This is a genomic window from Nocardia sp. NBC_00508 (assembly GCF_036346875.1).
GTDB lineage: Bacteria > Actinomycetota > Actinomycetes > Mycobacteriales > Mycobacteriaceae > Nocardia.
The window spans coordinates 7,223,228-7,246,512 of the sequence record NZ_CP107852.1; the positions used below are offsets into that span (position 1 = coordinate 7,223,228).

The 23,285-nt window shown below is 65.1% G+C and carries 25 protein-coding genes; 14 read left to right on the top strand and 11 right to left on the bottom strand.

The genetic code is table 11. The features are described from left to right. Positions 1-82 precede the first annotated feature (82 nt). The 5 genes from OHA40_RS32570 to OHA40_RS32590 all read left to right on the top strand — a co-directional run bounded on the left by OHA40_RS32570 (position 83) and on the right by OHA40_RS32590 (position 5,292). On the top strand, positions 83-1,066 hold the full coding sequence (locus OHA40_RS32570) for a hypothetical protein (protein WP_330230632.1): 984 nt from the start codon (positions 83-85) through the stop codon (positions 1,064-1,066). 180 nt (positions 1,067-1,246) lie between these two features. Next, positions 1,247-2,485, top strand: coding sequence for a NupC/NupG family nucleoside CNT transporter (locus tag OHA40_RS32575; protein ID WP_442943863.1), 1,239 nt, complete (start codon positions 1,247-1,249; stop codon positions 2,483-2,485). 94 nt (positions 2,486-2,579) lie between these two features. Beyond that, a complete protein-coding gene (locus OHA40_RS32580) occupies positions 2,580-3,545 on the top strand; it encodes an SDR family NAD(P)-dependent oxidoreductase (protein ID WP_330230633.1) in 966 nt (321 codons plus the stop codon). Between the two features lie 14 nt (positions 3,546-3,559). Continuing rightward, on the top strand, positions 3,560-4,666 hold the full coding sequence (locus OHA40_RS32585; protein ID WP_330230634.1) for a sensor histidine kinase: 1,107 nt from the start codon (positions 3,560-3,562) through the stop codon (positions 4,664-4,666). Continuing rightward, complete coding sequence (locus OHA40_RS32590) at positions 4,663-5,292, top strand: response regulator transcription factor (protein ID WP_330230635.1); 630 nt, start codon at positions 4,663-4,665, stop codon at positions 5,290-5,292. Before OHA40_RS32585 ends, OHA40_RS32590 begins: the two co-directional genes overlap by 4 nt. A gap of 4 nt (positions 5,293-5,296) precedes the next feature. On the opposite strand, the gene OHA40_RS32595 is transcribed toward OHA40_RS32590, so the two are convergent. Continuing rightward, complete coding sequence (locus tag OHA40_RS32595) at positions 5,297-6,313, bottom strand: saccharopine dehydrogenase (RefSeq protein ID WP_330230636.1); 1,017 nt, start codon at positions 6,311-6,313, stop codon at positions 5,297-5,299. 87 nt (positions 6,314-6,400) lie between these two features. On the opposite strand from OHA40_RS32595, the gene OHA40_RS32600 reads away from it, so the two are divergent. Further along, entirely contained in the window at positions 6,401-6,991 is a 591-nt protein-coding gene (locus OHA40_RS32600; protein WP_330230637.1) for a TetR/AcrR family transcriptional regulator, read from the top strand. 239 nt (positions 6,992-7,230) lie between these two features. Here the strand turns inward: OHA40_RS32600 and OHA40_RS32605 are convergent, their stop codons facing one another. Next, entirely contained in the window at positions 7,231-7,623 is a 393-nt protein-coding gene (locus OHA40_RS32605; protein ID WP_330230638.1) for a hypothetical protein, read from the bottom strand. Between the two features lie 745 nt (positions 7,624-8,368). Between OHA40_RS32605 and OHA40_RS32615 the strand changes: the two genes are divergently transcribed. Together OHA40_RS32615 and OHA40_RS32620 are read left to right on the top strand one after the other, a co-directional pair. Next, positions 8,369-8,653: a hypothetical protein gene (locus tag OHA40_RS32615; RefSeq protein ID WP_330230639.1), complete on the top strand. Its 285-nt coding sequence runs from the start codon at positions 8,369-8,371 to the stop codon at positions 8,651-8,653. 230 nt (positions 8,654-8,883) lie between these two features. Continuing rightward, positions 8,884-9,492 (top strand): SLATT domain-containing protein, encoded by a 609-nt coding sequence (locus tag OHA40_RS32620; protein ID WP_330230640.1) that lies wholly within the window; start codon positions 8,884-8,886, stop codon positions 9,490-9,492. Between the two features lie 64 nt (positions 9,493-9,556). Here the strand turns inward: OHA40_RS32620 and OHA40_RS32625 are convergent, their stop codons facing one another. The 3 genes from OHA40_RS32625 to OHA40_RS32635 all read right to left on the bottom strand — a co-directional run bounded on the left by OHA40_RS32625 (position 9,557) and on the right by OHA40_RS32635 (position 12,404). Next, on the bottom strand, positions 9,557-10,744 hold the full coding sequence (locus OHA40_RS32625; RefSeq protein WP_330230641.1) for a methyltransferase: 1,188 nt from the start codon (positions 10,742-10,744) through the stop codon (positions 9,557-9,559). Between the two features lie 90 nt (positions 10,745-10,834). Then, complete coding sequence (locus tag OHA40_RS32630) at positions 10,835-11,662, bottom strand: helix-turn-helix domain-containing protein (protein ID WP_330230642.1); 828 nt, start codon at positions 11,660-11,662, stop codon at positions 10,835-10,837. Between the two features lie 79 nt (positions 11,663-11,741). Then, positions 11,742-12,404 (bottom strand): cyclase family protein, encoded by a 663-nt coding sequence (locus tag OHA40_RS32635; RefSeq protein ID WP_330230643.1) that lies wholly within the window; start codon positions 12,402-12,404, stop codon positions 11,742-11,744. 247 nt (positions 12,405-12,651) lie between these two features. On the opposite strand from OHA40_RS32635, the gene OHA40_RS32640 reads away from it, so the two are divergent. After that, positions 12,652-12,858, top strand: coding sequence for a hypothetical protein (locus OHA40_RS32640; protein WP_330230644.1), 207 nt, complete (start codon positions 12,652-12,654; stop codon positions 12,856-12,858). Between the two features lie 78 nt (positions 12,859-12,936). Here OHA40_RS32640 and OHA40_RS32645 read toward each other — a convergent pair whose 3' ends face one another. Together OHA40_RS32645 and OHA40_RS32650 are read right to left on the bottom strand one after the other, a co-directional pair. Continuing rightward, on the bottom strand, positions 12,937-14,097 hold the full coding sequence (locus OHA40_RS32645) for a hypothetical protein (protein ID WP_330230645.1): 1,161 nt from the start codon (positions 14,095-14,097) through the stop codon (positions 12,937-12,939). An 8-nt stretch (positions 14,098-14,105) separates the two neighbouring features. Beyond that, positions 14,106-15,032 (bottom strand): metal-dependent hydrolase, encoded by a 927-nt coding sequence (locus OHA40_RS32650; RefSeq protein ID WP_330230646.1) that lies wholly within the window; start codon positions 15,030-15,032, stop codon positions 14,106-14,108. Positions 15,033-15,282: 250 nt separating this feature from the next. On the opposite strand from OHA40_RS32650, the gene OHA40_RS32655 reads away from it, so the two are divergent. Continuing rightward, complete coding sequence (locus tag OHA40_RS32655) at positions 15,283-15,903, top strand: TetR/AcrR family transcriptional regulator (RefSeq protein WP_330230647.1); 621 nt, start codon at positions 15,283-15,285, stop codon at positions 15,901-15,903. A gap of 593 nt (positions 15,904-16,496) precedes the next feature. Here OHA40_RS32655 and OHA40_RS32660 read toward each other — a convergent pair. Then, positions 16,497-17,240, bottom strand: coding sequence for a hypothetical protein (locus OHA40_RS32660; RefSeq protein WP_330230648.1), 744 nt, complete (start codon positions 17,238-17,240; stop codon positions 16,497-16,499). Further along, a complete protein-coding gene (locus OHA40_RS32665) occupies positions 17,240-17,989 on the bottom strand; it encodes a FadR/GntR family transcriptional regulator (protein WP_330230649.1) in 750 nt (249 codons plus the stop codon). Before OHA40_RS32665 ends, OHA40_RS32660 begins: the two co-directional genes overlap by 1 nt. A gap of 538 nt (positions 17,990-18,527) precedes the next feature. Between OHA40_RS32665 and OHA40_RS32670 the strand changes: the two genes are divergently transcribed. Together OHA40_RS32670 and OHA40_RS32675 are read left to right on the top strand one after the other, a co-directional pair. Beyond that, positions 18,528-18,794: a hypothetical protein gene (locus tag OHA40_RS32670; protein ID WP_330230650.1), complete on the top strand. Its 267-nt coding sequence runs from the start codon at positions 18,528-18,530 to the stop codon at positions 18,792-18,794. A gap of 193 nt (positions 18,795-18,987) precedes the next feature. Next, entirely contained in the window at positions 18,988-19,965 is a 978-nt protein-coding gene (locus OHA40_RS32675; protein WP_330234461.1) for a serine/threonine-protein kinase, read from the top strand. Here the strand turns inward: OHA40_RS32675 and OHA40_RS32680 are convergent. Then, positions 19,931-21,184: a cytochrome P450 gene (locus OHA40_RS32680; RefSeq protein WP_442943864.1), complete on the bottom strand. Its 1,254-nt coding sequence runs from the start codon at positions 21,182-21,184 to the stop codon at positions 19,931-19,933. The two genes, OHA40_RS32675 and OHA40_RS32680, sit on opposite strands and share 35 nt — an antisense overlap. 239 nt (positions 21,185-21,423) lie before the next feature. Further along, positions 21,424-22,596 carry an aminoglycoside phosphotransferase family protein gene (locus OHA40_RS32685; RefSeq protein ID WP_330230651.1) on the bottom strand — a complete coding sequence of 391 codons (1,173 nt, stop codon included), beginning with the start codon at positions 22,594-22,596 and terminating at the stop codon, positions 21,424-21,426. 271 nt (positions 22,597-22,867) lie between these two features. Here OHA40_RS32685 and OHA40_RS34845 point away from each other — a divergent pair, with 271 nt between their 5' ends. After that, a complete protein-coding gene (locus OHA40_RS34845) occupies positions 22,868-22,981 on the top strand; it encodes a hypothetical protein (RefSeq protein ID WP_442944090.1) in 114 nt (37 codons plus the stop codon). After that, positions 22,978-23,277 (top strand): alpha/beta fold hydrolase, encoded by a 300-nt coding sequence (locus OHA40_RS32690; RefSeq protein WP_330230652.1) that lies wholly within the window; start codon positions 22,978-22,980, stop codon positions 23,275-23,277. Before OHA40_RS34845 ends, OHA40_RS32690 begins: the two co-directional genes overlap by 4 nt. Positions 23,278-23,285: the final 8 nt, after the last annotated feature.

The window sequence follows — 23,285 nt, forward strand, 5'->3', positions numbered from 1 at the left end:
GCGCGACTGCCGGTCACGGATACCCGACAATGAGGCGTGTCCCGGTATTTCGTCGCCGGGCAGTGGCCGAAAGGAGATCCCGATGACCCAGCTCGAGTCCCCTTCCACCGCAATCGATTCGCCCGCACCCGAACAGTCCGAGGCGACCAGCGTGTTCGTCAACGGGCACTATCCACGGCGGCGTGGACTGGTCCTGCTGCTCGGTGCGCTCGGCGGGTTCCTGCTGACAGTGGTGTGGTCGGCGTCGTTCGTGGACAGCGCGATCGGTGGCACGGTGGCCGACGGGCTGCTCGGCCACGATGCCGACGAGACCGCGATCGCCGGAATCGGTGCGGGTGTCGTGTTCGCGTTCGTCTCCGGCCTGGCAGGCACGTTCACCGCGTGCAATATCGCCGTGTTCGGTGCGGTGGCGCCGATGGCGGGCAGCGCGGGCGGCTGGTGGAACCGGGTGCGGGCGGTGCTGCGGCCCCTGCTGTGGATGGCGGCGGGCATGGTCGTCGTGTCCGCCGCCTACGGTGTCGTCGTCGGCATCTTCGGTACCGACATGCCGCAATTCGACACCGCGCCCAGCCAACCCGGCCGGCTGCCCGCGCGCCTCGTCCAGTCCATGGTGGTGTTCGGCGTGATCGGGGTGATTATGACCTACCTCGGACTCGCCGTCCTCGGCCTGGTGCGCGACCCGTTCGCCCGCGTCGCCGCCCGCTTCCCGAACGCGCCTCTGATCTTCTTCGGCGGCCTGATCGGTGCCTTCCTAATCGGACGGCCGTTCCCGTTGTTCCGCAAGCTGTTCCGCGACGTCGCCGAAGAAGGCAACCCCCTCTACGCCGCAGGGGCGTTCGTCCTGCAGTCCATCGGCAATATCCTCATCCTCGCCGTCCTGCTGATCCTCACCGTTGTCGTCGGTGGTCGCCTGCAACGCTGGTTCCAAGCCGATCCGCGCCGTGTCAGCATCCTCAGCGCTACCGCACTACTCGTCGTCGGCGTCTTCACCTTCCTCTACTGGGACGTGCGCCTACTGGCCATGCGCGACATCATCCCGTGGTATCCCGTGGCTCCCTGGGTGTAGTCCTCCCCGGTTGGCGCACCGTCACGGCCTGTCACGCGCTTCATGCGTGCGCGTCGGCTTGACGGATCCGGCGACTGACGGTCGCCCGCCGAGCCTCTGCGCCACGATATTTCGCCAAAGGGTTCTCAGCCTCGGGGACACCTCACTATGGACCGACATGAGAGGTGCTGCCAAAAGCGGGTGCGCGCCAAGGCATCCGAGGTGCGCGTGCATTATCTGATCGGAATTGTCGGGCTGGCGTGTTTCCTGCTGCTGGCATGGTTGCCCAGTACCGATCGCCGCGCCGCCGTCGCTAGGCTGCCGCGGATCGCGGTTCTGCTGATCGTGCAAATCGCGCTCGGTTCGCTGCTGCTGAAAACCGGGATCGGGCGCACCGTGATTCGCGCGGTCAGCGACAGTTTCGCCCACCTACTCGGCTACGCCGCCCAGGGCACGGCGTTCGTTTTCGGCGACCTGCCCACCACTGGCAGCAGCGGGCCGGCATTCCTGTTCGCGGTGCTGATGCCGATCGTGTTCGTCTCCGCTCTGATCGGCATCCTGCAACACCTGCGGGTGCTGCCGCTGATCATCAAATACCTCGGCCTGCTGCTGTCATGGGTGAGCGGCTACGGCAAGATCGAATCGTTCAACGCGGTTGCCGCCGCCATCCTCGGCCAGTCCGAGGTGTTCATCTCGCTCCGCGCCATGCTGGACGACATCCCGCCGGAGCGGATGTACACCCTTGCCGCATCGGCGATGTCGACGGTCTCGGCAGCCATCCTCGGCGCCTACATGCAGCTCATCGACCCGAAATACGTGATCGCGGCGATCATGCTCAACATGATCGGCGCGTTCGTAGTGTGCTCGCTGATCAATCCCTACCCGGTTACCGACGCCGACGATGCCGAACTGCTCAGCGAGGAAGTCGCCGATAGCCGCAAGCGTCAGTCGTTCTTCGAGATGCTCACCGACTACATCCTGGTCGGTTTCAAGGTCGCCTTCACCGTCGCGGCCATGCTGATCGGATTCATCGCCCTGCTGGCCATGATCAACGGAGTCTTTGCCGCGCTGTTCGACGGCACCACGTTCCAGGACGTCATGGGGCACGTCTTCGCACCACTGGCCTGGCTGTCCGGCATCCCGTGGCACGAGGCCGCGGCCGCGGGCCGATTCATGGGCACCAAACTGGTGTCCAACGAAGTGGTCGCCATGCAGGAACTGAACGAGCAACACGCCGGACTGTCCGACCGCACCGTCGCGATCGTGTCCACCTATCTCGTGTCGTTCGCGAACTTCTCCACCATCGCGATCGTCACCGGCGCCGTCCGCAGCCTCAGCGAAAAACAGGGCACTGTCATCGCCCGCAACGGACTCCGCCTGCTCTACGGCGCCACCCTGGTCAGCTTCCTGTCCGCCACCATCGTGGGGCTCCTGAGTTAGGGGCCGGTCGGCCCGATGTTGTCACCCTGACGGCTGATTCCTTGCGGCCGAAAGGAGGTACCGCGACCGGAGGACCGCGATGACCATTGGGGACATGAGCGACGTGACACACAGCGATGCGCCACAAGACCCCGCGGCAGAGCCGAGCCGATCGCGTCGAGCGTTCGTCGGGCTTGCCGCCGCTGCTGCCGGTGCGGTGGCGGTGACCACGGCGACAACGGTGCCCGCCTACCTGCGAAATCCGCCCACCGCACCACTTCCGGCAGCACCGCCGCAGGGGCGATTCGCGGGAAAAGTCATCCTGGTCACCGGAGGCACATCCGGAATCGGTGAAGCCGCCGTTCGCGCGTTCGCCGACGAAGGGGCCTCGGTGGTCTTCTGTGGGCGCCGGGAACATCGCGGTCGCAGCATCGAGCGCTCCATCGGTTCCGCGGCCAGATTTGTCCGTGCCGACGTCCGCGTCGCCGACGAGGTCCAGAACCTCCTCGCCGAGGTGGACCGGCAATTCGGTCGACTGGATGTCGCGCTGAACAACGCCGGTATCTCTATCACCGCACCTGCCCACGAAATGCCGGTCGAGCACTTCGACGACGTGCTGAACACGAATCTGCGCGGCGTGTTCCTCGCGGTCAAACATGAAGTCCCGCTGATGCTTCGATCAGGAGGCGGCGTGATCATCTGCACGACCTCGGAGTCACGGCGGCCTGGCGGCGCGGCATACAGTGCCAGCAAGCTGGCGCTGCAGGGCCTGGTGGCAGCCTTGTCGCTGGATTACGCCAGTCAGGGCATCCGTGTGAACGCGATCGCGCCGGGCACGACCGACACCGCGCTGGTTCGGCCGAGCGGCATGCCGGATCCGGTGTGGGACGCCTTCCGCGACGCCTGGGGCCCGCTCAATGTCGCCGGTCTCGGCCGTATGGCCACACCGCAGGAGATCGCACGCGCAATCCTCGCGCTGTGTTCCGATGACTTCGGCTATATGGTCGGTTCGACTGTCCTCGTCGGTGGCGGCCCCTTCGGCGGTGGGAAAATGAGGATGCCACCGGGCGTCCCCGGCTGAAGGCGGTTCGCCATATGCTCGCCGTATTTCGGCCACTCGCGATACCGATCGGCTTGGCCTATGTGGCAGTTCAAGGCGCCAACGGCATCGACATCGTCATCTCGATCGTCTCGGGCGTCTTGCTGATCGGTGGGGGCCGCCGGCCGCTGCCGGTCTTGTGCGGGCAGGCGGTGCTTCTTGTCGTGGCCCATGGGTACGGCCAATCGGTGGGCATCGGTGTCAAGGCGTGGGCTGCCGTCGCCTTGTTCGAAGTCGCCCTGAGGCGAGGACCGAGACAGCAAGCAATTGGTGTCATTGTGCTGTGCGGCGGATACGTCGCGATCGAGAGCCAGGCGAGCCATCCCGGATCAGTGCCATTGGTCTATCGTCTGCTGCTGTTGGTCGTCGTTCCAGTGCTCTGCGGCGGCTACATCGCGTCCCTGCGGCGTCGCGCAGAGGAGGCCGAGCGGAATGTGGGATTGCAGGCCGAATCGGCGCGACGATCCGAACGGGAGCAGATCGCCCGCGATCTCCACGACGTCGTCGCCCATCACGTCTCGGCCATACTCGTTCGAGTCGGGATGGCACGGCACGTCTCCACCCTCGCCCCGGACGAAATCGAGCACGTGCTTTCCGATATCCACAGCGCGGCGGACACGGCGCTGAGCGATCTGCACGAATTGATGAACGTCCTACGCGACACCGGCACCGCGGGTGTCGGATCCTTACTGGTGGACGATCGTTCGGCATTACCTCAGCTGATCGACACAATGCTCGCGAATGCCAGGATGGCGGGACTGCGCGTAGAGTCCACGATCGACCCCGCCATCACCGACGTCGACGGTGTTCGTGGACTGGTGCTGTACCGCACCATCCAAGAAGGGATCACCAACGCCATCAAGCATTCCGAAACCGGCGCGGCGCTGACCGTGCGGGCCGATGTCACCGACGGCGGCGCGATCTCGGTATCGGTCCGCAATGTCCGCAATCATCGAAAGTCGCAATTCCGGCGGCGTAACCGCGGATTCGGCCTCATCGGGATGCGTGAGCGACTCGAAGCCCTCGATGGCGATCTCGACTACGGGCCGGACGGCGACGGCTGGCGCCTGCACGCCACGCTTCCACCTAGGACAATATCGTGATCTCGGTACTCCTCGTCGACGATCAGGCGCTCGTCAGAGCCGGTCTGCGCATGCTGTGCCGAAGCGCAGGCGATATCGCTGTGGTCGGGGAAGCGAGCGCCGGAGCCGCAGCGGTCCGGCTCACCCAGGACACCAAGCCCGACGTAGTTTTCATGGATCTCCACATGCCGGGAATGGACGGTATCGAGGCGACTCGCGCGATCACCGCATCGGTACCCGTGTCGAGAGTCGTTGTGCTCACCACCTTCGACGACGACGATCATCTCTACCCGGCGCTGCAGGCCGGTGCATGCGGTTTCCTGGCCAAGGACGCCAGCCCGCCGCAGCTACTGCAGGCGATCCGACAGGCTGCGGCGGGTGATAGTCCGTTCAGCCCGGATGTACTCCGCCGCTTGGTGAACCGCGCCCTCGCCGAGCGTCAGGAGCCGACCGAGAACGATCTCACTCCGCGTGAACGCGAGGTCGTGGCGTTGGTGGGTTCCGGTTCGACGAACCAGGAGATCGCCGACGCGATGCACGTGGGAATAACAGCGGTGAAGTCCTACATCGCCACGGCGATGACGAAAACCGGTAGCCGAAATCGCGTGCTACTAGCAGTATTCGCCGTGCGGCACGGGCTGGCATAGACGACTACCCCGCTCCCCCCGGTGCGCCGACGAAGGTGGTGCCGATCTCCGCCATTTGCTCGACCGCGTAGGCCGGGTCGAGCAATGCCTCCGGTGTGTGGATGCCTGGCGCCACGGCTTCGCCGCGCAGACCGAGTAGTCGTTCGACACCGAGGGCGACGCCCAGTGCGGTCAAGGGGCGCTGGCCTGCAGCGTGGACGAGGTACCGGCTGCTGCTCAGCGGTGCACCCGCCGGCCCAGTTCCTTCGATGTCGATGCGGACCTCGGTGGAAGCGGGTTCGCCGCGGCGCCTGCTCGCTGATTCACCGACCGCGAAGTCGAAACGGACGTTCGGTGCGCCCGTTGCGAGGGCGAGGCTCGGTACGTCGAGGATGGCGATGCTCTGGCTCGGCAATACAGTGCCGTCGACGCTGAGCACACCCACCTCCGCATCGGAGTCGGTGACCCAGGTGAAGACGCCGTCACGACGCACCAATCCCGCCGAGGTGACGGCCGACCAGCGCTGCAGATCCGCTATCGCCGAGGGCCCGCCGGTGTCCTGTTCATCCAGTACGGCGCCGATCCTTATGGTGTCGATTCGATCGAACTCCCGGGCCGAGTCCAGTGTCGCGAGGACAACGAGACCAGCGAAATAGTGGCTGGCCACCAGGATCGGCGCGGCGCCTGCGCGTTGGGCGCCCGCGACGACCTCGGGCGCGATATCCACCAGGCTGCTGGAGATGCTCAGGTAGGGCAACCCGCGGTGTTGTGCGTAGTGCAGGCCGTGCAGGCGCTCGTCCCACAGCGCCGCGACCACCGCTGAGTAGCCGTGGTCGGGCGGGAGACCGAGATCGCTGCGCTGCAGCTCGATGGTCACAGCCGTGGCATTGCCGAGTTCGTCGGCAACCCGTCGCGCGCGACCGAGATCACGACCCCCGATCGTCAGCGGTAGCGCCGGATGCCATCGGCGCAGCATCGCGGCGGCGCCTGCGCCTGCCTGCCCCGAACCGCCCATGATCAGTACCGATTTCGACTGTTCCATCGTGGTGTCCTCTCGTAACGCCGAAGAAGCTACATTTTGTAACCTACACTTTGTAGCTAGACTGGGGCGACAACGCAAGGGAGGACGATGACCACAACACCAACTCGCCTGTCCAAGCAGGCCAGGCGTGAGCAGTTGCTCGACACCGCCTTGGCGATCGTGCGAGCCCGAGGTGCCGACGAACTGACTCTGCCCGCCCTCGCGGAGGCCGCCGGGGTGAGCAGGCCGATCGTGTACGACCACTTCGGCACCCGCCCTGGCCTCCTGCTCGCGCTCTACCGGCGACTCGACGAACGACACCGGGCCGCGACGACACGAGCGTTGCGGGATGCCGAACCCACCGCTGACGAGATCGCCCGCGTCATGAGCACCGCGTACTTCGCCTGCGCCACCGACATGCCGGAGTTCAACGCCGTTTCCGCTGCGCTGAAAGGCAATCCGGACATGGAGGCGATCCAGCACGAGATGCTGGACAGCTACACGGACCTGATGGCCGCCGCACTGCTGCCACACTCCGGCCGCACGACCGAAGCGCTGCGGCTGCGCTGTGTCGGCCTGCTGGGCGCGGCCGAGGCGATCGCCGCCGAACTCAACCGAGAGCAGGCAACCGCCGCCGACGCGATCACCGCACTGACCGACCTGATCGTGGGCAGCCTCGACACCAGGACCGAGGGCTAGGTCGACCGGATCCGGCGCAGCCGAATCGCCTCAGGTGTGCGCGCCGAAATGCCCAGTCCGATCGACGTTCGTGTAGGCGGTGGAGCCGCTGCTGGGGCGCGACCGCGACTTCTTCGAGCGGATGCCGGGCCGGTGCGGGGCTCGGCCGGACTGCACCGGCGCTTCGTCGACGGCCGTGGCGGGGAAATCGCTGAGCAGCGGTGCGCAACCGCCGCTGCTCAGCGACCTCGTCGGTTCGACTATCGCGCGGTGCCCGACTCCCGACGGGCATGCTCGGCCACCCAGACCCCGGCGCCGATCGCACCGGCGACCGGCCACGACACCAGGCCGGTGACCGCCGCCGCGCCGAGTCCGCCGTAGTAGAGCAACGACTCCCGATCGGGCACCTGATTGCGCACCGCCCCCGTCGCCGACGAAACACCAGCGGCCACGGTGCGCGGCCCGGGTGGAAGCGGGACTCGCGCCATCCGCACTCCGAGCGTCGGAATCGGGACACGTAACCCAGCGCGCTCGGTGGTCGCTGTGTCCGATCCGGTGGTCGAGGGTTCGGTCTCGGCATTCGGCACGGAAGCTGCCGTCTCCGGTCGTTCGGAGCTGGATTCGCCGACCTTCTTGGTCGCTGTCTTGGACATGACCACTCCTTCCTTGGTCCTGAACCTCCTCGCTGCGTATGTAGACCAGCCAAGCCGGGCTTGCCTCGAGTCGCAACCCCGGGGCACGGGCGTTGCCGAAACGGGTGCGCATCAACGCGGAGGCCACCTATAGCAAATTTTGAGCAACATGCACAGCGTTACCGATACCGGCTGCGGTTGCTCAACCCCGACTCGTCGACAGATCGACGCAGGCAGCCAGACCACACATCCCTGACCGCACGGATCGAGTCGGGTCGGCTGAGCCAGGTATCCCTGCATACTCTGCCGAGGCAGTGACCCTTCGGCACTCTGGTGATCAGTGAACCGCCCGGAAGGACGATCGACCCCCGGTCGCCGACCCGGACCGCCGAGGTCAGCTGCCGAAACCGTTGCCCTAGATGCCGGAACGGTTGGCTGTCAGTGCCACTGCGTCTCCGCGCACGGCCTATCCACCTACCGCGCAGCCGGTCCTGCGGTCCGATCGCCGATAGGGAGATTCGATCGAGCGCTCGATCTTGATCCCGCCTTCGGGCACGGAAGCGAAGTGCGTGCCAGCCTGGCGATCAGCCCACGCATGGTTCTCTCATCGGTAGCGGAGGTCGCCACGTGATGCGCGTGTGCTGCGCAGGCCAGGGCGGTGAGGCCTTACGCTGATAGCGCGAAAGGCCGTCTGGTGCAGGCGTTTTCAGTGAGCGGGTGCAGAAGCGGGACCGTTTCGGACACGTACGACCTACACGAGGTGACGATGAGACAGCCCACGACAAGCCCGGCCGCCGCGGTCCGTGACTTCGTGTCCGCCTGTCAGACGCTCACAAGCCTCATCGATCTCGCTGGACAGCCGACGACGTCTCCGCAGTTGCGGGTGGCGCTGGCCGAGTATTGCCGTGCCCATGCCACAGTCGATCCCGGGTTGGCGGCAAGCCTCTCCTTCTGGAAACGGCGGCGAGCTTCCTTGACCCCCGACGACCACGACGCGGTTCGCGCCATCCTCGACCGCGATGGCGCGATCCTCGCCGCGGTCCGCCGCTAACCGCCATAGCGAGCGTTTTGCACCGCGGCGCCGCCCTGGTCCGCACCGCCGTGGCATCCCTGACGGCCCGAGACGCCACTGGCAACGGTGCACGGTCGGTACATCTGGGCGTTCGAGAGCGAGTTCGGCACCGCTCCGGGAGGCTATCGCCGAAACGGGCGAAACCCGCTGCCTCACATGGTCTCCGACTCGGCTGCCAGCCGACGGAGTGCGGGCGCTACAGTACGACGGTGACAGAGTACCGATCGCCGACCGGCGCGGATCGCTCGCAGGACCTCGGCGTGCCGCCCTCGCCCGACATCCGTTCGACCGATTGGTCGAGTTCCGATGAGACCCTTGCGCAGTTGTTCCGTCGCGTCGAGACGTATGCCATAGAGGCGCGCGATTGGTATTCGAGAGACAAACTAACCAAACGCCAGGCCAGTCGAGCCCTCACCGCGTCGATGATCATATTGGGCTTACTCGGAACTCTGGTACCCCTGCTGACTACCGCGGGAGTCGACGCTGTCAATCCGAGTTGGGGCTTTGCGCTGCTCGCATGCGCCGCCGGATGCGTCGCATTCGACCGATTCTTCGGAATCTCGACCGCTTGGATGCGCGACATCCGAAGCGCGCAGTTGATCAATGCGATGTTGTGCGATTTTCAACTCGAGTGGGCATCTATTTCGAGAGCGTCCGCGAACTCCAACGCGGAGATAGATCGACGAATGCAACTGCTCAGAGACTTCTCTCGCAGAGTCAATGAGATAATCGCACTCGAAACAGACACCTGGACGGCCGAATTCCAGCTGTCGGCCGAGGCGCTGATCAGCAGATTCGATCGCAGGCAAGGACTGTAGCCTCCGGCGCCCGCCGCCCACTCTGCCCGAAGCCGTTCGGCTACCTCCGGATTCGAGCAGATGGTCACAGCGGCGGGAACCCGATTGCGGCCGCTACTGTCCGAGGCTCGGGAGGGAAGCGGCGGCTCCGATCCTTGGGTGAACTGTGGTCGTCGCGTTCTGCACTATGCGCTCCGCGGTCGGTCGGTCGGTCGGCCACGGCCTCGATGAGGGAGAACGGTGCGGCCCCCGTGAGCGGAGTAATCGATATGAGGGATAGCCCCGCGCGGTGGCACACGTCCTCGAAGTCCTTGCGCGTGCGCTCCCTACCACCCACGTTCACCAGCATGTTGAGGTCGCTCAAATAGGTGATTCCGTCGTCGGCGGCGTGGGCGTCGGCGTTGGTGTCGACGACTTCGGGAAGCACGGGCTCGACGATCAGGACGCGGCCGCCGGGCGCCAGCACCTCGCGGCAGTGGCGCAGGATCGTGACCGCCTGTTCGTCCGTCCAGTCGTGCAGGACGCTCTTCATCAGATAGAGGTCCGAGCCTGCGGGAACTGAACGGAAGAAGTCCCCGGCGATCAGGGAACAGCGTTCCGTGAGCCCGTGCCGCTCCAGCGTTTTCGGCGTCCGGGCCAGGCCCTCCGCCGTGTCGTAGACGAAACCGGTGAGACCCGGATGCGCGTCGAGTACGCCGGCCAGGAGTGTTCCGTCGCCGCCACCTACATCCGTGACGGTGGTGAACCGGCCGAAGTCGAAGGCGCTCGGCAGCGCGGCGGCGGTCTCGCTGACGGCTTGGCTCATCGCCGCGTTGAATTCCGCCGACAGGTCGGGGTGTTGCGAAAGGTGAGTGAAGAAGTCCGTCCCGAAGAGGTTGTCGAACGCGATGTCGCCGGTGCGGACGCTGCCGTCCAAGTGCTCCCAGGCGCGTAGCACCGCGGGCTCGGTGAACATCCGCACGAACGAGGTGAGCGAGTCGGGGTGGTGGGGGTCGAGGAGTGCGCCCGCCGGGGTCACCGAGAAGGAGCCGGGGGTGTGTTCCCGCAACAGGCCGAGACCGGCCAGGGCGCGTAGCAGCCGGGTCATCGGCTGGGGCGCGGCTGCGGCGTCCTCGGCCACGTCGGCGGCCTGACGCTGCCTGTCGCCGATCAACTCGACCACTCGCAACCTGACTGCCGCGCGCAGAGTCTGCGCTGCCATGCTCCCAAAAGCGAGCCGGGCGATCAGGTCACGGTCAACTATGCCTGCCGCTCGGACATCGGTGTTCGTCATAGGTGCCTTCCTTCCTTTGGGTATTGGACGCGCGCACGAACCACGTGTGCGGCCGTGCGTGTGACCGGTCTGTGCCGTTGCTTCCAGGGGTCAGCCGGCGGACGTCGCCCTACCGGCCAGGGCGGCCGGTGTGCACCCGGCGAACGCCAGCACGTCGCGATGGAGATGGGGCTGGTCGGTGTATCCGCACGCCAGGGCGACGTCGGCGGCGTTCTCGCCGGCGCTGAGCGCTCGGGCGGCGTGATCGAACCGGACCAGCATGGCGGCGCGCTTGGGAGTGAGGCCGATCTGAGCCCTGAACTTGGACCACAGCCGCTTGCGGCTCCACCCACAGGACGCAGCGAGGTCACCGATGCCTATCCGGCCTCGGTGCGCGACGATGCTGTCCCAGGCGGCGGCCACCTCAGGCGCCATCGCCGGTGCCCGCCCAGCCCGCTCCGTCAGGAACCCGCCCATCAGAATGAGGCGTTCCTGCCAGGTCGTGGCGTCGGTCAGCTGCTCACGGAGGCGTCGCTCGGTCCGCCCCCACAACTCGTCGAGACCGGTGACGGACCCGTCCAGTTCGCAGGGGGAGACTCCCAGCAGCGCGTAGGCGGCCCGGGGTGACAAGCGCAATTCGATGCACTCGACGTGCTCGCCGCGGATGCGGGTAGCGCCTGGCGACAACGCGGCGACGAAGCTTCGCAGGGGCTGGTGCCCAGCGGAGTCCTCGACTGTCAACGGGGCGTCCCCCAGCCCGATGACGACGATCACAGCAGGCTGCGGGAGCACCTGCATGTCCAGCCCGATAGCGCTGACGTCGCGGAACCCAGCCATCCCGACGCCGTCGAGAGACGTACCGCCGAAGGGGCGGGCGACCTCCCAGCCGTTCTCGGCATCACGGTCCGTAGCGGCGGACCCGGTTCCGTAACTGCGCATGCCTCTACCATCGCCGACTTCGATGGTCGTGTCTTGGACAAATGTTCCCTCGGCGACGCAGATGGCGCCTACCGCGCGGTCAGCTGCCGTGATCGGTCCAGGCGACAGCGCGCAGCGGAAACGAGCCCATCCCGCGCACCGGCGCCGGCAGTGCGACCAGCCTGGCACCGACGTCAGGGACTGCCTCCAGGTTCGTCATCTGCTCGATGATCGGGATCCCCGCACCGAGCAGCGTGTGGTGGCACGGCCGCGTCGGCAAGGACGTATCGTCGATATCCAGCGAGTCGATTCCCACCACAGCCACATTGGCGGCGACCAGCGCGTCCGCAACCTCGCCGACCAGGAACGGATGCCCCGGGCCTCGGTACGCGGACGAACCCCACCGGGCAGACCATCCGGTGTGCACCAGCACCGCCTTGCCCCATAGCCGCGCCGGGTCGCCGAGCACATCCGGCCCCACCACCCGGGTCTCCGCCACGCGGATCACCACGATCGGCACATTGAGCAGCCGCTCCAGCGGCAGGTCGGCGATATCGGCGCCATCGGCGTGGAAATGGAAAGGCGCGTCGATATAGGTTCCGGTCTTGCCGACCATATCCACGCGCGCGATGTCGTAGGCCATGTCGATGAGCGGCGACTGCTCACGCGAACACTCTGTGCTGACTCGCGGTCCAGGCAGGCCCGGATAGGTGAGCATGCCATCCGAGATCGGATGGGACAGCTCCACCATCGCCTTGCTCATGCTAGAGACCGTACCGGCCGATCCCGCTGGAAGACGTGGCGCCGCCGACCTCCGCGATCCCTACGACCGATGCGACCGATTCCCGCGGTCCGGCGACTCCGCGACCCATCCGGTGAGCTGTCGCGCAAGGGCTTCCATGGCGACCGGATGCGCCCCGGCGGCGTTCGGACGTGCCGGTCGAGGCGGGACGGCACGGGCAAGTGCGCCCCGGCCCCAAGAGGGGCAAACTGGGAGCTAGGAGGTCATCATGCGATTGCTACAGGGCCTGCTCGGCGTGGTGCTGGGAATCCTCACAGCCGTGCTCGGTACGGTGCTGGGGATCCTCGCAGCCGTGCTGTGGCTCGTCGGTGCGGTGTTGTGCGTGACGGTAATCCTGCTTCCGCTGGGCATCCCTGTCGTGAAGCTCGCCCGCCGGCTGTTCACCCTTTCCCGGCAGCTGATGCATCTCCCCTGACGGCCGTACTCCGGCTCGCCCTTGTCGGTACCTCTGCTCGGTTCGCCCTGGTCATGGGAGGAACCGATCGGCGGTCGACTATGCCGTATCGGACCCCGCAGGTTCTCTGGCGGAAGGGATCGTGCTCTCTTCTGCTGCTTTCTGCGGCACGGCGAATGTGGAGATTACACAGAGAATGGCAACGGCGAAGCACGCCAGTGTGTACCAGAGGTTCCCGACGGGGTCTCCCCCGCCTGTGAAACCGCCGACGGCGCCGAAGAAGTCGGGGAACGCGGTGACCCAGAGTAACGCCATAACGCACAGGTACACCACGCTGTAATACCGCACGAAGTGGTTCGTGTACGGGGGCACATCCGATGGTTCCCGTCGCAGGCGCAACCATTGCCGGGCCAGAATCGGAATCGCGACAAGTGTGACGACGACCAGTTCCGCCGCGTAGAGGACTCCCCGGATCGTCGTGCTCCCCATTCCGAGGACTGTCGCGGGTATCGGGAGGATGAAAGTGCCAAGCGACGCCAGGATACCGATTGCTATTGTGCGCCATACCAACTGGAGGCCGAAGAATCGGTGGCCGTGGTCGACGTAGCGACCGACGAAGAACTGGACACAGAGTGCCAGCGACATCGGCCAAAGAGCGGCGAAGACGACCACGCTCGGCAGCGGGACCGAATCGAACATGGGTTGATTGATCGGGTTCGCAGTCGACCACTCCCACCATCTCAGCTGTGGTCCGAGGTGGTCGAAGATCTCGTAGAACGCGTGGTGGACGAAACCTACGCAGACCGCGCCTACGAGCACACTGTGCTGCCGGAAGACGCCGAGCATTCTGACGATTTCGAAGGCCAGCGTGGCCATGAGCGGGTAGATCGCGATGATGTACAGCGGGAGTCGGCCCCACAGGAAGTCCACGGTGAACACGTTGTGCGCGAACATCGTGTCGACATGGTCTTCGATGCCGAATGCAGCGGGAAAATACAGCGGTGGTTCGATGACGAACAGGTATGCGGTGGCACCGAACCACAGCACCAGGTTGGTGGGATCGCCGTTACGGCGCAGTCGCACGATGGCGAGCGCGAGCGCGAGCACCGAGCCCAGAACGATGGTGAACTCGAGGACCGGCAGGGTCCAGTTCTCCAACGACAGCGGGTTACGGACCTCGATGAGTCCACCGGTCTCCTGACATGAGAAGCCGAGTTCCGTCGCGAGGTGCTCGAAGGTGGGCGAGCAATGATCGGCCATCAGTCCTCCTACGATGCGACCGTGTCGGCGGTGTACCAGTGCGAGACGTCGTAGCCTGCCTCGTAGCGCTCGAACCACACATCGGCGAGTGCGGGCAGCTTTTCGTGGGCAGGGTTGTGTTTCGGCAACTGGCTGCGGACGATCCCCACCAACGCGGCGAGTTGCTCGCCGAGCGGCAAATGGTCGAACGCGCGCTCCATCGGGCCGTTCTCCTCCGGATGGAGCAGCGGTAGCCATTTGCGGAGGTTCTGCTTACGCCGGTGGGACGCGAACATCGATAGGGCATCGATCTTCCGATCCTCCAGCGGGACATGCTTGTTGAAGCCTTCGCAGGCCACCCTGATGACCTTCATGACGTGCCGGAAGATCGATGGGGCCATGCGCATCCGGTAGGCATCGCTTCCGACAACGGACTCGAAGATGATGAGCGCGGAACTTCGATGCTCGACTTCCTCGACGAAGTGCCAGATGAACAGTGACGCGACCCGGTCGTCTCCGGGCCGGAACAAAGTCGAATCGTTGTCCAGCATCAGCTTGAACACCGGAGTGAAGGTCGCTTCCAGGTCGGCGGTGTAGGCAAGCCGGTAGTTCAGCGAGGTCTCCTTGGTCAGCCGGTCGAACTCGCCGATTACTTCGTCGAGCGTCTCCTGCAGCCTCGGGTACCGCTTGATCAGGCCTTTGACATGCTGGCGGTGCGCTGCCGAGTGCTGTCCTTCCTGACGCATGAACGCGTCTGCCTCCTCGGCGACCGCGGGATCGGTGATCAGCGGCTTGGTTTGAAGGATCATCTTCACGATCATCTTTTCGAAGCCGATCGCCAGGAACGAGACCGCGTTGGCCATGCTCGAGAAGGCTGGATTCTCTTCGTTCCAGAGGAAGGGGACATCGTAATCCGCGAACGCGAAACTCATCTTTCGGACATGAAGATCGGTCACTTTGCGATACCTCGTCGTACGGAAGTGGGCTGGTCCGGCGCCGTCGTTCGGGATGCGCCGAAGCCATGGTGGCGCTGATCATACACACGATCGAATCTGTGTATGATCACATTCGTCGTCGCGAATCGCGCAACAGATGACGGGACGGCGCTGTGGTAGCGTCAGGGCCCCTGATCCGGATAGTCGGCGGGCTTTTCCCACGCGGAGGGCTGCGTGCGACCGACATGGTTCGAGCCGAGGAAGCGGGGCAGTGGCAGGAAGGCGCGGGTGGGGCGGGAGTCCACCGGGCAGTGACGAGGAAGCGTCCTGTCGGATTGTTGCCGCTGCAGTCGATCTGATCGGGCGAACGGGTTCGGAAATCAGCATCGCCGACGTCGCGGAGTCCCTGGGCGTCATCCGTCAGACGGTGTACCGATACTTTCCCAGTGCGGACGCTTTGATGAAGGCCGCCGCGATCGCATCGGTCGACGGATTTCTCGATCGGCTGACGCAGCATGTGAGCGGCATCGAAGACCCTGCTGAAGCGATGACCGAGGGAGTGGTCTACACGCTGGCCGAGGTACGTCGAACGCCTCATCTGGGCATTCTGCTGACGGGAACGTACTCGAACGCCCACCCCGAGGGCCTCACTTCCGAAGAGGCGCGAACCTTCGGAATGACGATGATCAGACGCTTCGACGTCGACTGGGAGCACTACGGGTACGACGACGCATCTCTGCACGAGCTCGTCGAATACGTCCTGCGAACCATGCAGTCGTTCTTCGTTTCCCCGGGCAATCCACCACGGAGCGAGGACGATCTTCGACGATATCTGCGACGTTGGATGGGCGCGGCGATCATCGCTCAACTGCATCCATCGCCAAGTGTTTAGGTATCCCTGACGACGCGAGGGCGTTGTCGAATCCGGACCGTCGTGGGCGACCACGCACAGCATGCCGATCAGGCGGGGGCTGCCCGTGCTCGCTGCTCCCAACGCCTGGGGGCCACCTCGAACGGTTCACATATTCCGCCAAATCGCTTCCCTAGACGTTGAGCCATCGATTATCGTGTCGTTATCTAACGGCACGTTAAACGACGGGTAAATCTTATGGAGCATGCAATGAAGCAGCGGCCGGTGCGTCGAGTGGTGGCCATCGCCTTGATCGGAGGCGCACTGGTGACGCCAGCTATCGTCTCGCCAGAGCCTCAGGTGGCTGTCAGCGCGGACCGGTATTCGCATGACCCTGCGGACCGGCGTGGTTCAGGGGTTGGAGAGCGCAGCCGGAGCAGCAATCACGGGGGGTACGGAGGCCGCAACGAGCGCCCCTGTCAGTACACCCCTGAGGGGTACTGCACCGGAAGGCGCTGACAGCGGCAGCCGAGTCCCTGCGCGCAGCCAGGCTCGTCGGTCACCCTGGAGGCTCATCTACTGATTCGCCGATGTGCGTCGTGGCGCCGCGTCGAGGCGATGTGGTGTTCTGCGGGTCAGTGGGATGTCGTGGTTCCCAGCGGATGCAACGACCAGGGCACCGCCTCGATCGGGACCGATGCGGTAGATCGATCCATCCGGCTCGTCCTGGATCCGGTAGTGAATTCGGGATCGGTTCCCATAATGACGCGCCCCTCGCTGTTGACCAGCACTACCCGCTGACCGGCGGCCCGGAATCGCGGAAGCAAGGCCTCCTCGATCGAAGCCACCGGCACATCGGCACCGGCAATTCCGAGGAAGGTCTCCGATCTGGTCGTGACCGGTATCGCGAATGTGCAAACGTACTGATCGGTGCACGCGTAATCGAGGTGCGGCCCTTGCACCCATCGCCGACCCTCGTCGCGCGGGATCGCGAACCAGTCCATTGCGGCGTAGTCGTAGAAGTATTCATTGTGGGGATTCAATTCCAGCACCAGGCGTTGCGGTCCACGTCGCGCGTCCAGAAGCCACCACTCCAGGTATCGGGGGCGATCCATGAGAACGCTGTCGGCCATCACGACGCCTGCACCGTTGACCAGCCGTCCGCGCCGCTCGAGCTCGCCGACGATGATCTCGCGCAGCGGTGCGAGATCTATCGACCGGGGAGCGGACCGCCGCTTTTCGGCGAGACCATCCCATAGGGTTGTCAGCGCGGTTCCGATGGTTGCCAGCGACAGGTAAACGTCGTCGGCCAGCTTCGTGACGGCATCAGCGAGCGACTCGACGGTCACCGAGGCGGGAAAGTTATCGGTGTCCCTCATCAATCACTGAGCTCCAAGCGTAGGGCGACGAGGCGGCGGATGCGTGATTCAGTATGTGATTCTGCCAGTTCTCTCGCTCGGCCATCGTCTTCTCGTTCGATCGCATCCACCAGGTCGCGATGGGCGGTCGCCTCGGCCGCCGGGTCCAGTTTCAGCCGGGGTAGCCAGAGCAGGGCGGAGAGTTCGGCCTGCAGGGCGACCTCGGCGCGGGTCAGCCGGGTGGACTGCGCGCACACCGCCATCTCGATATGGAAGCGGCTGTCGGCCCGGCGTGCCGTCGCGAGTTCGGTGCTGTCCTTCAGCCGGTCGGCGAGGGCGCGGAGCCGGGCTATATCGGCGCGCAATCCGCGGCGCGCGGCGAACACAGCAGCCGCTCCGGTGACGGCGAAGTGTTCGTCCCCGAGATCGCGCAGCTCCTGGATGCTCATCTGCTGCAACCGCACCAGCGAGGTGTTCTCGAGGACTTCCGCCGAGCCGCGGATGAAGCTGCCTCCCCCGCGCCCGCGCTTGGTGTGGACGATTCCCTGCTGCCGGAGTACGGCCAGCGCCTCCCGCAGGGTCATCGTCGACACACCCAACTGGTTGGCGAGATCGGTCTCGCTCGGCAACTGCTGGCCGTCCGCCATCACGCCGAGGCTGATCGCAGCGGATAGCCGCTGCACCACTGCCTCGGTTTTCGGACCGCCACCCTCGAGTGGTGACAGCACAGCACCGAGCGCGGTCAATCCGGCACTCTCCTGGTGGGGCAACACGACTCCTCGTGACGGGGCGTAACACTATTCTAGACCTGAACAATTGAAATATGAACTATAAAGTTATATGAAGTAGTCACGCCGTCGACCTCGACGTGCTGGTCGGGTATCGATTCTCGGGCCGGACCGCCCGCCGGAGCCTAGGCGTGTTTCGCGGCCATCGAGCGGTCCGGGTCCTCGCCGGACGCCTGAATCTCCTCAGAAGACCGTTCCGCGGAACTGCGGCTGCCGAGATGAGGGCGGGATGGGCGGCAGGATTCAACAAGTTACTCACGCGGAACCATTGAACTATGAAATCTAATGTCTTATGTTCAAGACCGTGCGAACAGCCGACTTGGGTACTTTGACGCGCAGGCGTCACGATCGAAGCAGGAATCCCCGATGTCCGAGAACCCGACCAGTCCTGGCGAGCGCCTCCGGTGGTGCATCCGTGACCAAGCCGAGTTGCCAGCCGAGATAGCGGCGCATAGCCGAGTGCGGCCACTTGATGGTCGCCGAATGCGAGAGACAAGCGCACGGCGACGGGGTGGCGAAGATGGATGATGTACGCCGCACGGAAGTCGACGGACTGCGTGTGACCTGGGGTTTGGTTCAGCATCATCTGATTGCGATTGTCGCCGTGCACGACGCATCCGACGCTTCGCCGGTGGTAGCCTTCAGCCCCGGCAACTATCCGGATCTCGCGCAAGCACGAGAACTTCTTCCAGAACTGGCGAGGCTGTGGGATGCGGTCCGCCACGAATTCTGGGCGAAACTCATCCCGCCGGGACCGCTGGGGGCCGGACGGCGGGCATGGGCGTGACGTTGCTTCTCGCGCATCGGCTGTGCGGGCGAGCACGGTGACGTAGGCCGGCACCCGCTGTCCCTGGCAACTGCCACTATTTGCCTTGCTCGGCGTTGTCGAGCCGGCGCGGCCCGGTTGCAGCATCAGCATGGTCCCCGACACCGCCGAGCGTGTCGAAAAGCGGACGCCGGCGAACTATGGTGAGGCGGTGATGCTCGAGCCAGGTGACCGGTTTGCTGGATTCATGGTGAAAGCCCGGCTAGGTCATGGCGGCAGCAGCGGGGTGTATCTGGCCGAGGATCTGGAACGCTCGCAGCCTGTGTCGCTGAAGATTCTCGGGCCGGACGACAGCCGATCACCCGAGGCGCGTGCGCGATTTGTGCACGAGTTCGACATCTTGTCCGCGCTGCGGCATCCCACCATCGTTCGGATCTACACACACGGTGAAACCGACGGCAGGCTGTGGTCGGCGCGCGAGTACGTGGCGGGCGCGACGGGGTCGACGTTGGTGCGGATGCCACACCAACACCCGGATCTGCGACGGGTTCTGCACCTGCTGAACCATGTCGCGGCAGGATTGGATTTCGCGCACGCCAACGATGTGGTCCATCTCGACGTCAAACCGGCGAATGTGCTGGTCGGCGCGGACGAACCTGCGACAGTGAAAATCTCGGACTTCGACCAGGCCCGGTGGCTGCACCGGCCCGAACCTCCCCTGGCCAACAACGGTTTCGTCGTGGTGTCGGTGCCGTATGCCGCACCGGAACTGCTACAGGCGGGCGCGGTGTCCCCTGCGACGGACCAATACGCGCTCGCCTGCTCGGCCATCGAACTGCTCACCGGCCGCCCGCCATTCCCCCGCGCCGACCTCATGGCCACCGCAGAGGCTCAACTGCACGACCCACCCCCCGAGATCTCCGAGCGCAGGCACTGGATCCCGCCCGAGGTCGACGCGATCTTGCACCGGTCGCTCGCAAAAGACCCCGGTGCCCGCTACGACTCGTGCACCGAGCCCATCCGCCTGCTCACCGAGGCGCTCCAGGACATTGATCCACGCCCCCTCGCTCCCCTACTGAACCGTCTGAAGGTGGCATTCACCCGATCGCATCTGCTGAACACCACCCTCGGACGGAAAGAACGGGAGGCGTCGATTGTCAGGTGTTCAGCGGAGCGGTGGGTGGGAAGGTGACCGGCAGTTCGGTCAGTGCCCTGTGGAAGGGACCTGGCCGCCAGTCGGGTGTCCGGTCCGGCAGGTTCAGTGTGATCTCCGGCAGTGCGTCGAGGAGTTGGTCGATGGCCTCTTGCGCGATCAGGTAGGCCAGGGGTCGCGCTGGGCAGGCGTGTGGGCCGAGCCCCCAGGCCAGGTGGGAGCGGTTGCCGGTCAGGTCGTCGGTACGGATTGCGGGGTCGTTGTTGCAGGCGGCCATGCTGATGACGACGGGCTGGTGTGCGGGCAGCCAGATGTCGTCGATGAGGATCGGATGGCGGGGGTAGGTGATCAGCAGGTTCGCCAGTGGCGGGTCGTTGAACAAGACCTCGTCGAGGGCATCGCGAGACGACAGGTTGCCGCCGAGGATGCTGTCACCGAAGCGCTCGTCGGTGAGGATCAGCAGCAGGGTGTTGGTGATCAGGTTCAGTTCGAATTCGATCCCGGTGCCGTAGACCTGTGACACGTGGTGGGACGCCTCGACGTCATCCAGCCGGGCGGGATGCTGGAGCAGTACCGAGGTGATATCGCGCTTGGGTTCGGCGCGTTTGAGTGCCACCAACTTCATCAGCGCCTCCCCCAGTATCTGGTTGCCCTTCTCGGCGTCGACACCTTCGAGCAGGGCGGCCGTACCGGCGGCGATCTGCCCGCCGATCTCCGGGGTGCAGCCGAGCAGATAGTTGACGACTTCGAATACCAGCGGGAACACGTACTGCCGGATCAGGTCGGCGGACCCGTCCTGGCAGAAGGAGTTGATCAGTGGGATGGCAAGACCCTCCACGATGGCGTGGAGGGCATACAGATCGACCTCGTCGATGCTCGCGGTGATCGCCCCTCGGTAGCGGGCGAAGTCGGCCCCGGCGCTACGACTGGCCATCGGCCGCCACTCCAAGAGGGGGAGGATGGGGCAGTCAGCGGGAATGTTCTTCTGCCAGGCGCGCGGGTCGGCGGGAAAGTGCTCGGGATCATTGAGGATCCGCACTGCGGTGCTGTAGCCGACCACCAGGGTGGCGGGGACGCCGGGCGACAGCTCCACCGGCGCCAAAGACCCGTAGCGTCTGCGCATTTCGTGGTAGAAGCGGTGTGGATCGGCCGCGAACTCGGGCGCGTACATGGGCACCCGTGGGTCGTCGGAATCGATCGGAGAGCCGTGCACCACCGGGCACGATTGAGCTGAAACCCGAGACTGCGGCGTACTCAAGGAGCAAACTCCCAACTATTCGTAGGCACTGCATGATTGCTGAAGTACCGCTCCCTAGCCGGACGCTGCACTGGAGCGGGTTACCGGAGCTATGCCGGAACCGGTCGATGGTATAGCGCGCACGGCACAGCATTGTCAGTGCATACGAAACCTGCTCCGCAGAATGTTTTTCGAGCCCGATGCGCGGCCGGACTGCCGCCTGGCCGCGACACCGTGATGGGTAGTGGAGGAGATCGGTGTCAGACGCCGAGAGCGTCCAGCGAATCGTGATCGTCGATGGCCGTGGTGATTCGCTTCAACAGCGTCAAGCAGGTCTCCACCGGCTGCATCTTGGGTTGATATGCCGCCCTGCCGATCGTGAACGCCCAAGCCGCGTAGGCGAACATGGACTGTTGGCGGTACGCCAGCCATGCGTCATCGAACGACGGGGCCTTGCCGTCGAGCGGTCCGAGCTCGTCCAGGTATGCCGCCAGCAGTTCGCGATCCCAGGCACGCCGGTCCTCGGGCTCGCATCCAGAGTTGACGGTGTAGGCGAAGTCGTGTGCCCAACCTCCCCGCATCACCACCTGCCAGTCGACGAATCCCATTCGCCCTGTGCCGGTGCTGTATGTTTGGCCGATGTGCGGGTCACCGTGCAGCAGGGTCTGGGGTAGCTCGTTCGTCGCCTTGTCGATCGCGCGCTCGACACCCGCCCACAGCCGTTCGCTCTGGCCGTGCAGCGCCTCGGGAACCACTTCCTCGGCTCGCCGCAGGCCGACCTCGCAACGCTTCTTCATGTCGATGGCGGCGAGATATGCCTGGAGCGCTTCGGTCGTGCTCTTGAGGTCCGCGATCGACGAGTGGTTCCAGAAGGTGCGGTGGAGCCGAGCGAGATTGCGTACCAGATCTTCGATCTGGTCACGGGCGACCGGGGCGTTCGGCTCGATGAACCGCGCACCGCGGGTCGAGGCGATGTCTTCCATCAGGGCGATCGAACGCCACGACCCCGCGTCGGCGGCGCCCCAATAGCCGATCGGAGCCTCGATATCGACCTGGGGCCGGAAGTCCCTGAAGAAGCGGGTTTCGCCGTCGATCATTTTGCCGCCACCGAGCAGGATGCGCTGGGAGAAGGCGGTTGTCGTCTTCGCGAACAGATCGGTCGGCAAGCTCGCCTGCTTGCCCGCGTCGTTGTACTCCACACGAATCGCGACGCGAGTGGATGTTCCGCGGCTGCCGTTGGAGGTTTCGAACGAGAGCACCTCGGCCTCGGGGACATCGCGGCACAGTACGGCCGTCAGCCACCGCGGTGTGAGGGTTTCGCCGGAGACCGGGACGTCCTCGACGTCCCGGGCTTTGGGCCGGAGCATCTTCTCGCCCAGGATGTGAGCACCAACTGTGACAGACCGTCCGAGCAACCAGAGCTTGTGGTTCATTCGCTTGCCTCGATTCCGGAGTACGACATAACCGCCCGAGCAGCTGGATCGCCAGCGCACGGGTCCGCAGGACAGTAACCCATGGTCTCGAAATGGTTGTACGGCAAGGCGATTGCCGAGTCGATTCGGCGAGATCTGCTGTATGAGCAGAAACTGAGCATCATCTGGTCTGGTCGATGAGCTCCGACCGGCGCGAAGGTATCCACCGTACGACGGCGAATCAGGAGGTCGAACGGTGGATGTCGTAGTTGTCGGCGGCGGCCCGGTTGGTATGACGGCGGCGCTGTTGCTAGCCAAGGAAGGTCACTCGGTCACGGAACCGATCACCGATGTGCTGGCGATGTCCGGCAGTGGCTGGCCACACACCCGGATCTGGAGGAGGTGATCGACCGGCTGCGCGACCCGCGGGCGCTGAGCACGAGCCTCGGCCTCTACCGCACCGGCGCGGGACCACAACTGCTGGTCGAACCGCCCATCGACCTGCCGGAGGTACTCGCACCCGTGCTGGGACTGTGGAGCAGCGAGGATCGGTACCTGACCGAGCAATCGATGACCGGAACCGAGAAGTATGTCGGCGGCTCGTGGCGATACGAGCGGCTCGACGGGGTCGGCCACTGGATGCAGCTCGAAGCGCCGGACCGGGTCAACGAGTTGCTCCTCGACTTTCTCGCCGGGATGTAGCCCGTTCC

Bases quoted from the DNA above. Each gene is read 5' to 3' on its own strand.
- OHA40_RS32570 (WP_330230632.1), top strand. From the start codon at position 83: ATGACCCAGCTCGAGTCCCCTTCCACCGCAATCGATTCGCCCGCACCC.
- OHA40_RS32580 (WP_330230633.1), top strand. From the start codon at position 2,580: ATGAGCGACGTGACACACAGCGATGCGCCACAAGACCCCGCGGCAGAG.
- OHA40_RS32585 (WP_330230634.1), top strand. From the start codon at position 3,560: ATGCTCGCCGTATTTCGGCCACTCGCGATACCGATCGGCTTGGCCTAT.
- OHA40_RS32595 (WP_330230636.1), bottom strand. From the start codon at position 6,313: ATGGAACAGTCGAAATCGGTACTGATCATGGGCGGTTCGGGGCAGGCA.
- OHA40_RS32600 (WP_330230637.1), top strand. From the start codon at position 6,401: ATGACCACAACACCAACTCGCCTGTCCAAGCAGGCCAGGCGTGAGCAG.
- OHA40_RS32605 (WP_330230638.1), bottom strand. From the start codon at position 7,623: ATGTCCAAGACAGCGACCAAGAAGGTCGGCGAATCCAGCTCCGAACGA.
- OHA40_RS32615 (WP_330230639.1), top strand. From the start codon at position 8,369: ATGAGACAGCCCACGACAAGCCCGGCCGCCGCGGTCCGTGACTTCGTG.
- OHA40_RS32625 (WP_330230641.1), bottom strand. From the start codon at position 10,744: ATGACGAACACCGATGTCCGAGCGGCAGGCATAGTTGACCGTGACCTG.
- OHA40_RS32630 (WP_330230642.1), bottom strand. From the start codon at position 11,662: ATGCGCAGTTACGGAACCGGGTCCGCCGCTACGGACCGTGATGCCGAG.
- OHA40_RS32635 (WP_330230643.1), bottom strand. From the start codon at position 12,404: ATGAGCAAGGCGATGGTGGAGCTGTCCCATCCGATCTCGGATGGCATG.
- OHA40_RS32640 (WP_330230644.1), top strand. From the start codon at position 12,652: ATGCGATTGCTACAGGGCCTGCTCGGCGTGGTGCTGGGAATCCTCACA.
- OHA40_RS32645 (WP_330230645.1), bottom strand. From the start codon at position 14,097: ATGGCCGATCATTGCTCGCCCACCTTCGAGCACCTCGCGACGGAACTC.
- OHA40_RS32660 (WP_330230648.1), bottom strand. From the start codon at position 17,240: ATGAGGGACACCGATAACTTTCCCGCCTCGGTGACCGTCGAGTCGCTC.
- OHA40_RS32670 (WP_330230650.1), top strand. From the start codon at position 18,528: ATGGATGATGTACGCCGCACGGAAGTCGACGGACTGCGTGTGACCTGG.
- OHA40_RS32675 (WP_330234461.1), top strand. From the start codon at position 18,988: ATGCTCGAGCCAGGTGACCGGTTTGCTGGATTCATGGTGAAAGCCCGG.
- OHA40_RS32685 (WP_330230651.1), bottom strand. From the start codon at position 22,596: ATGAACCACAAGCTCTGGTTGCTCGGACGGTCTGTCACAGTTGGTGCT.
- OHA40_RS34845 (WP_442944090.1), top strand. From the start codon at position 22,868: ATGACGGCGGCGCTGTTGCTAGCCAAGGAAGGTCACTCGGTCACGGAA.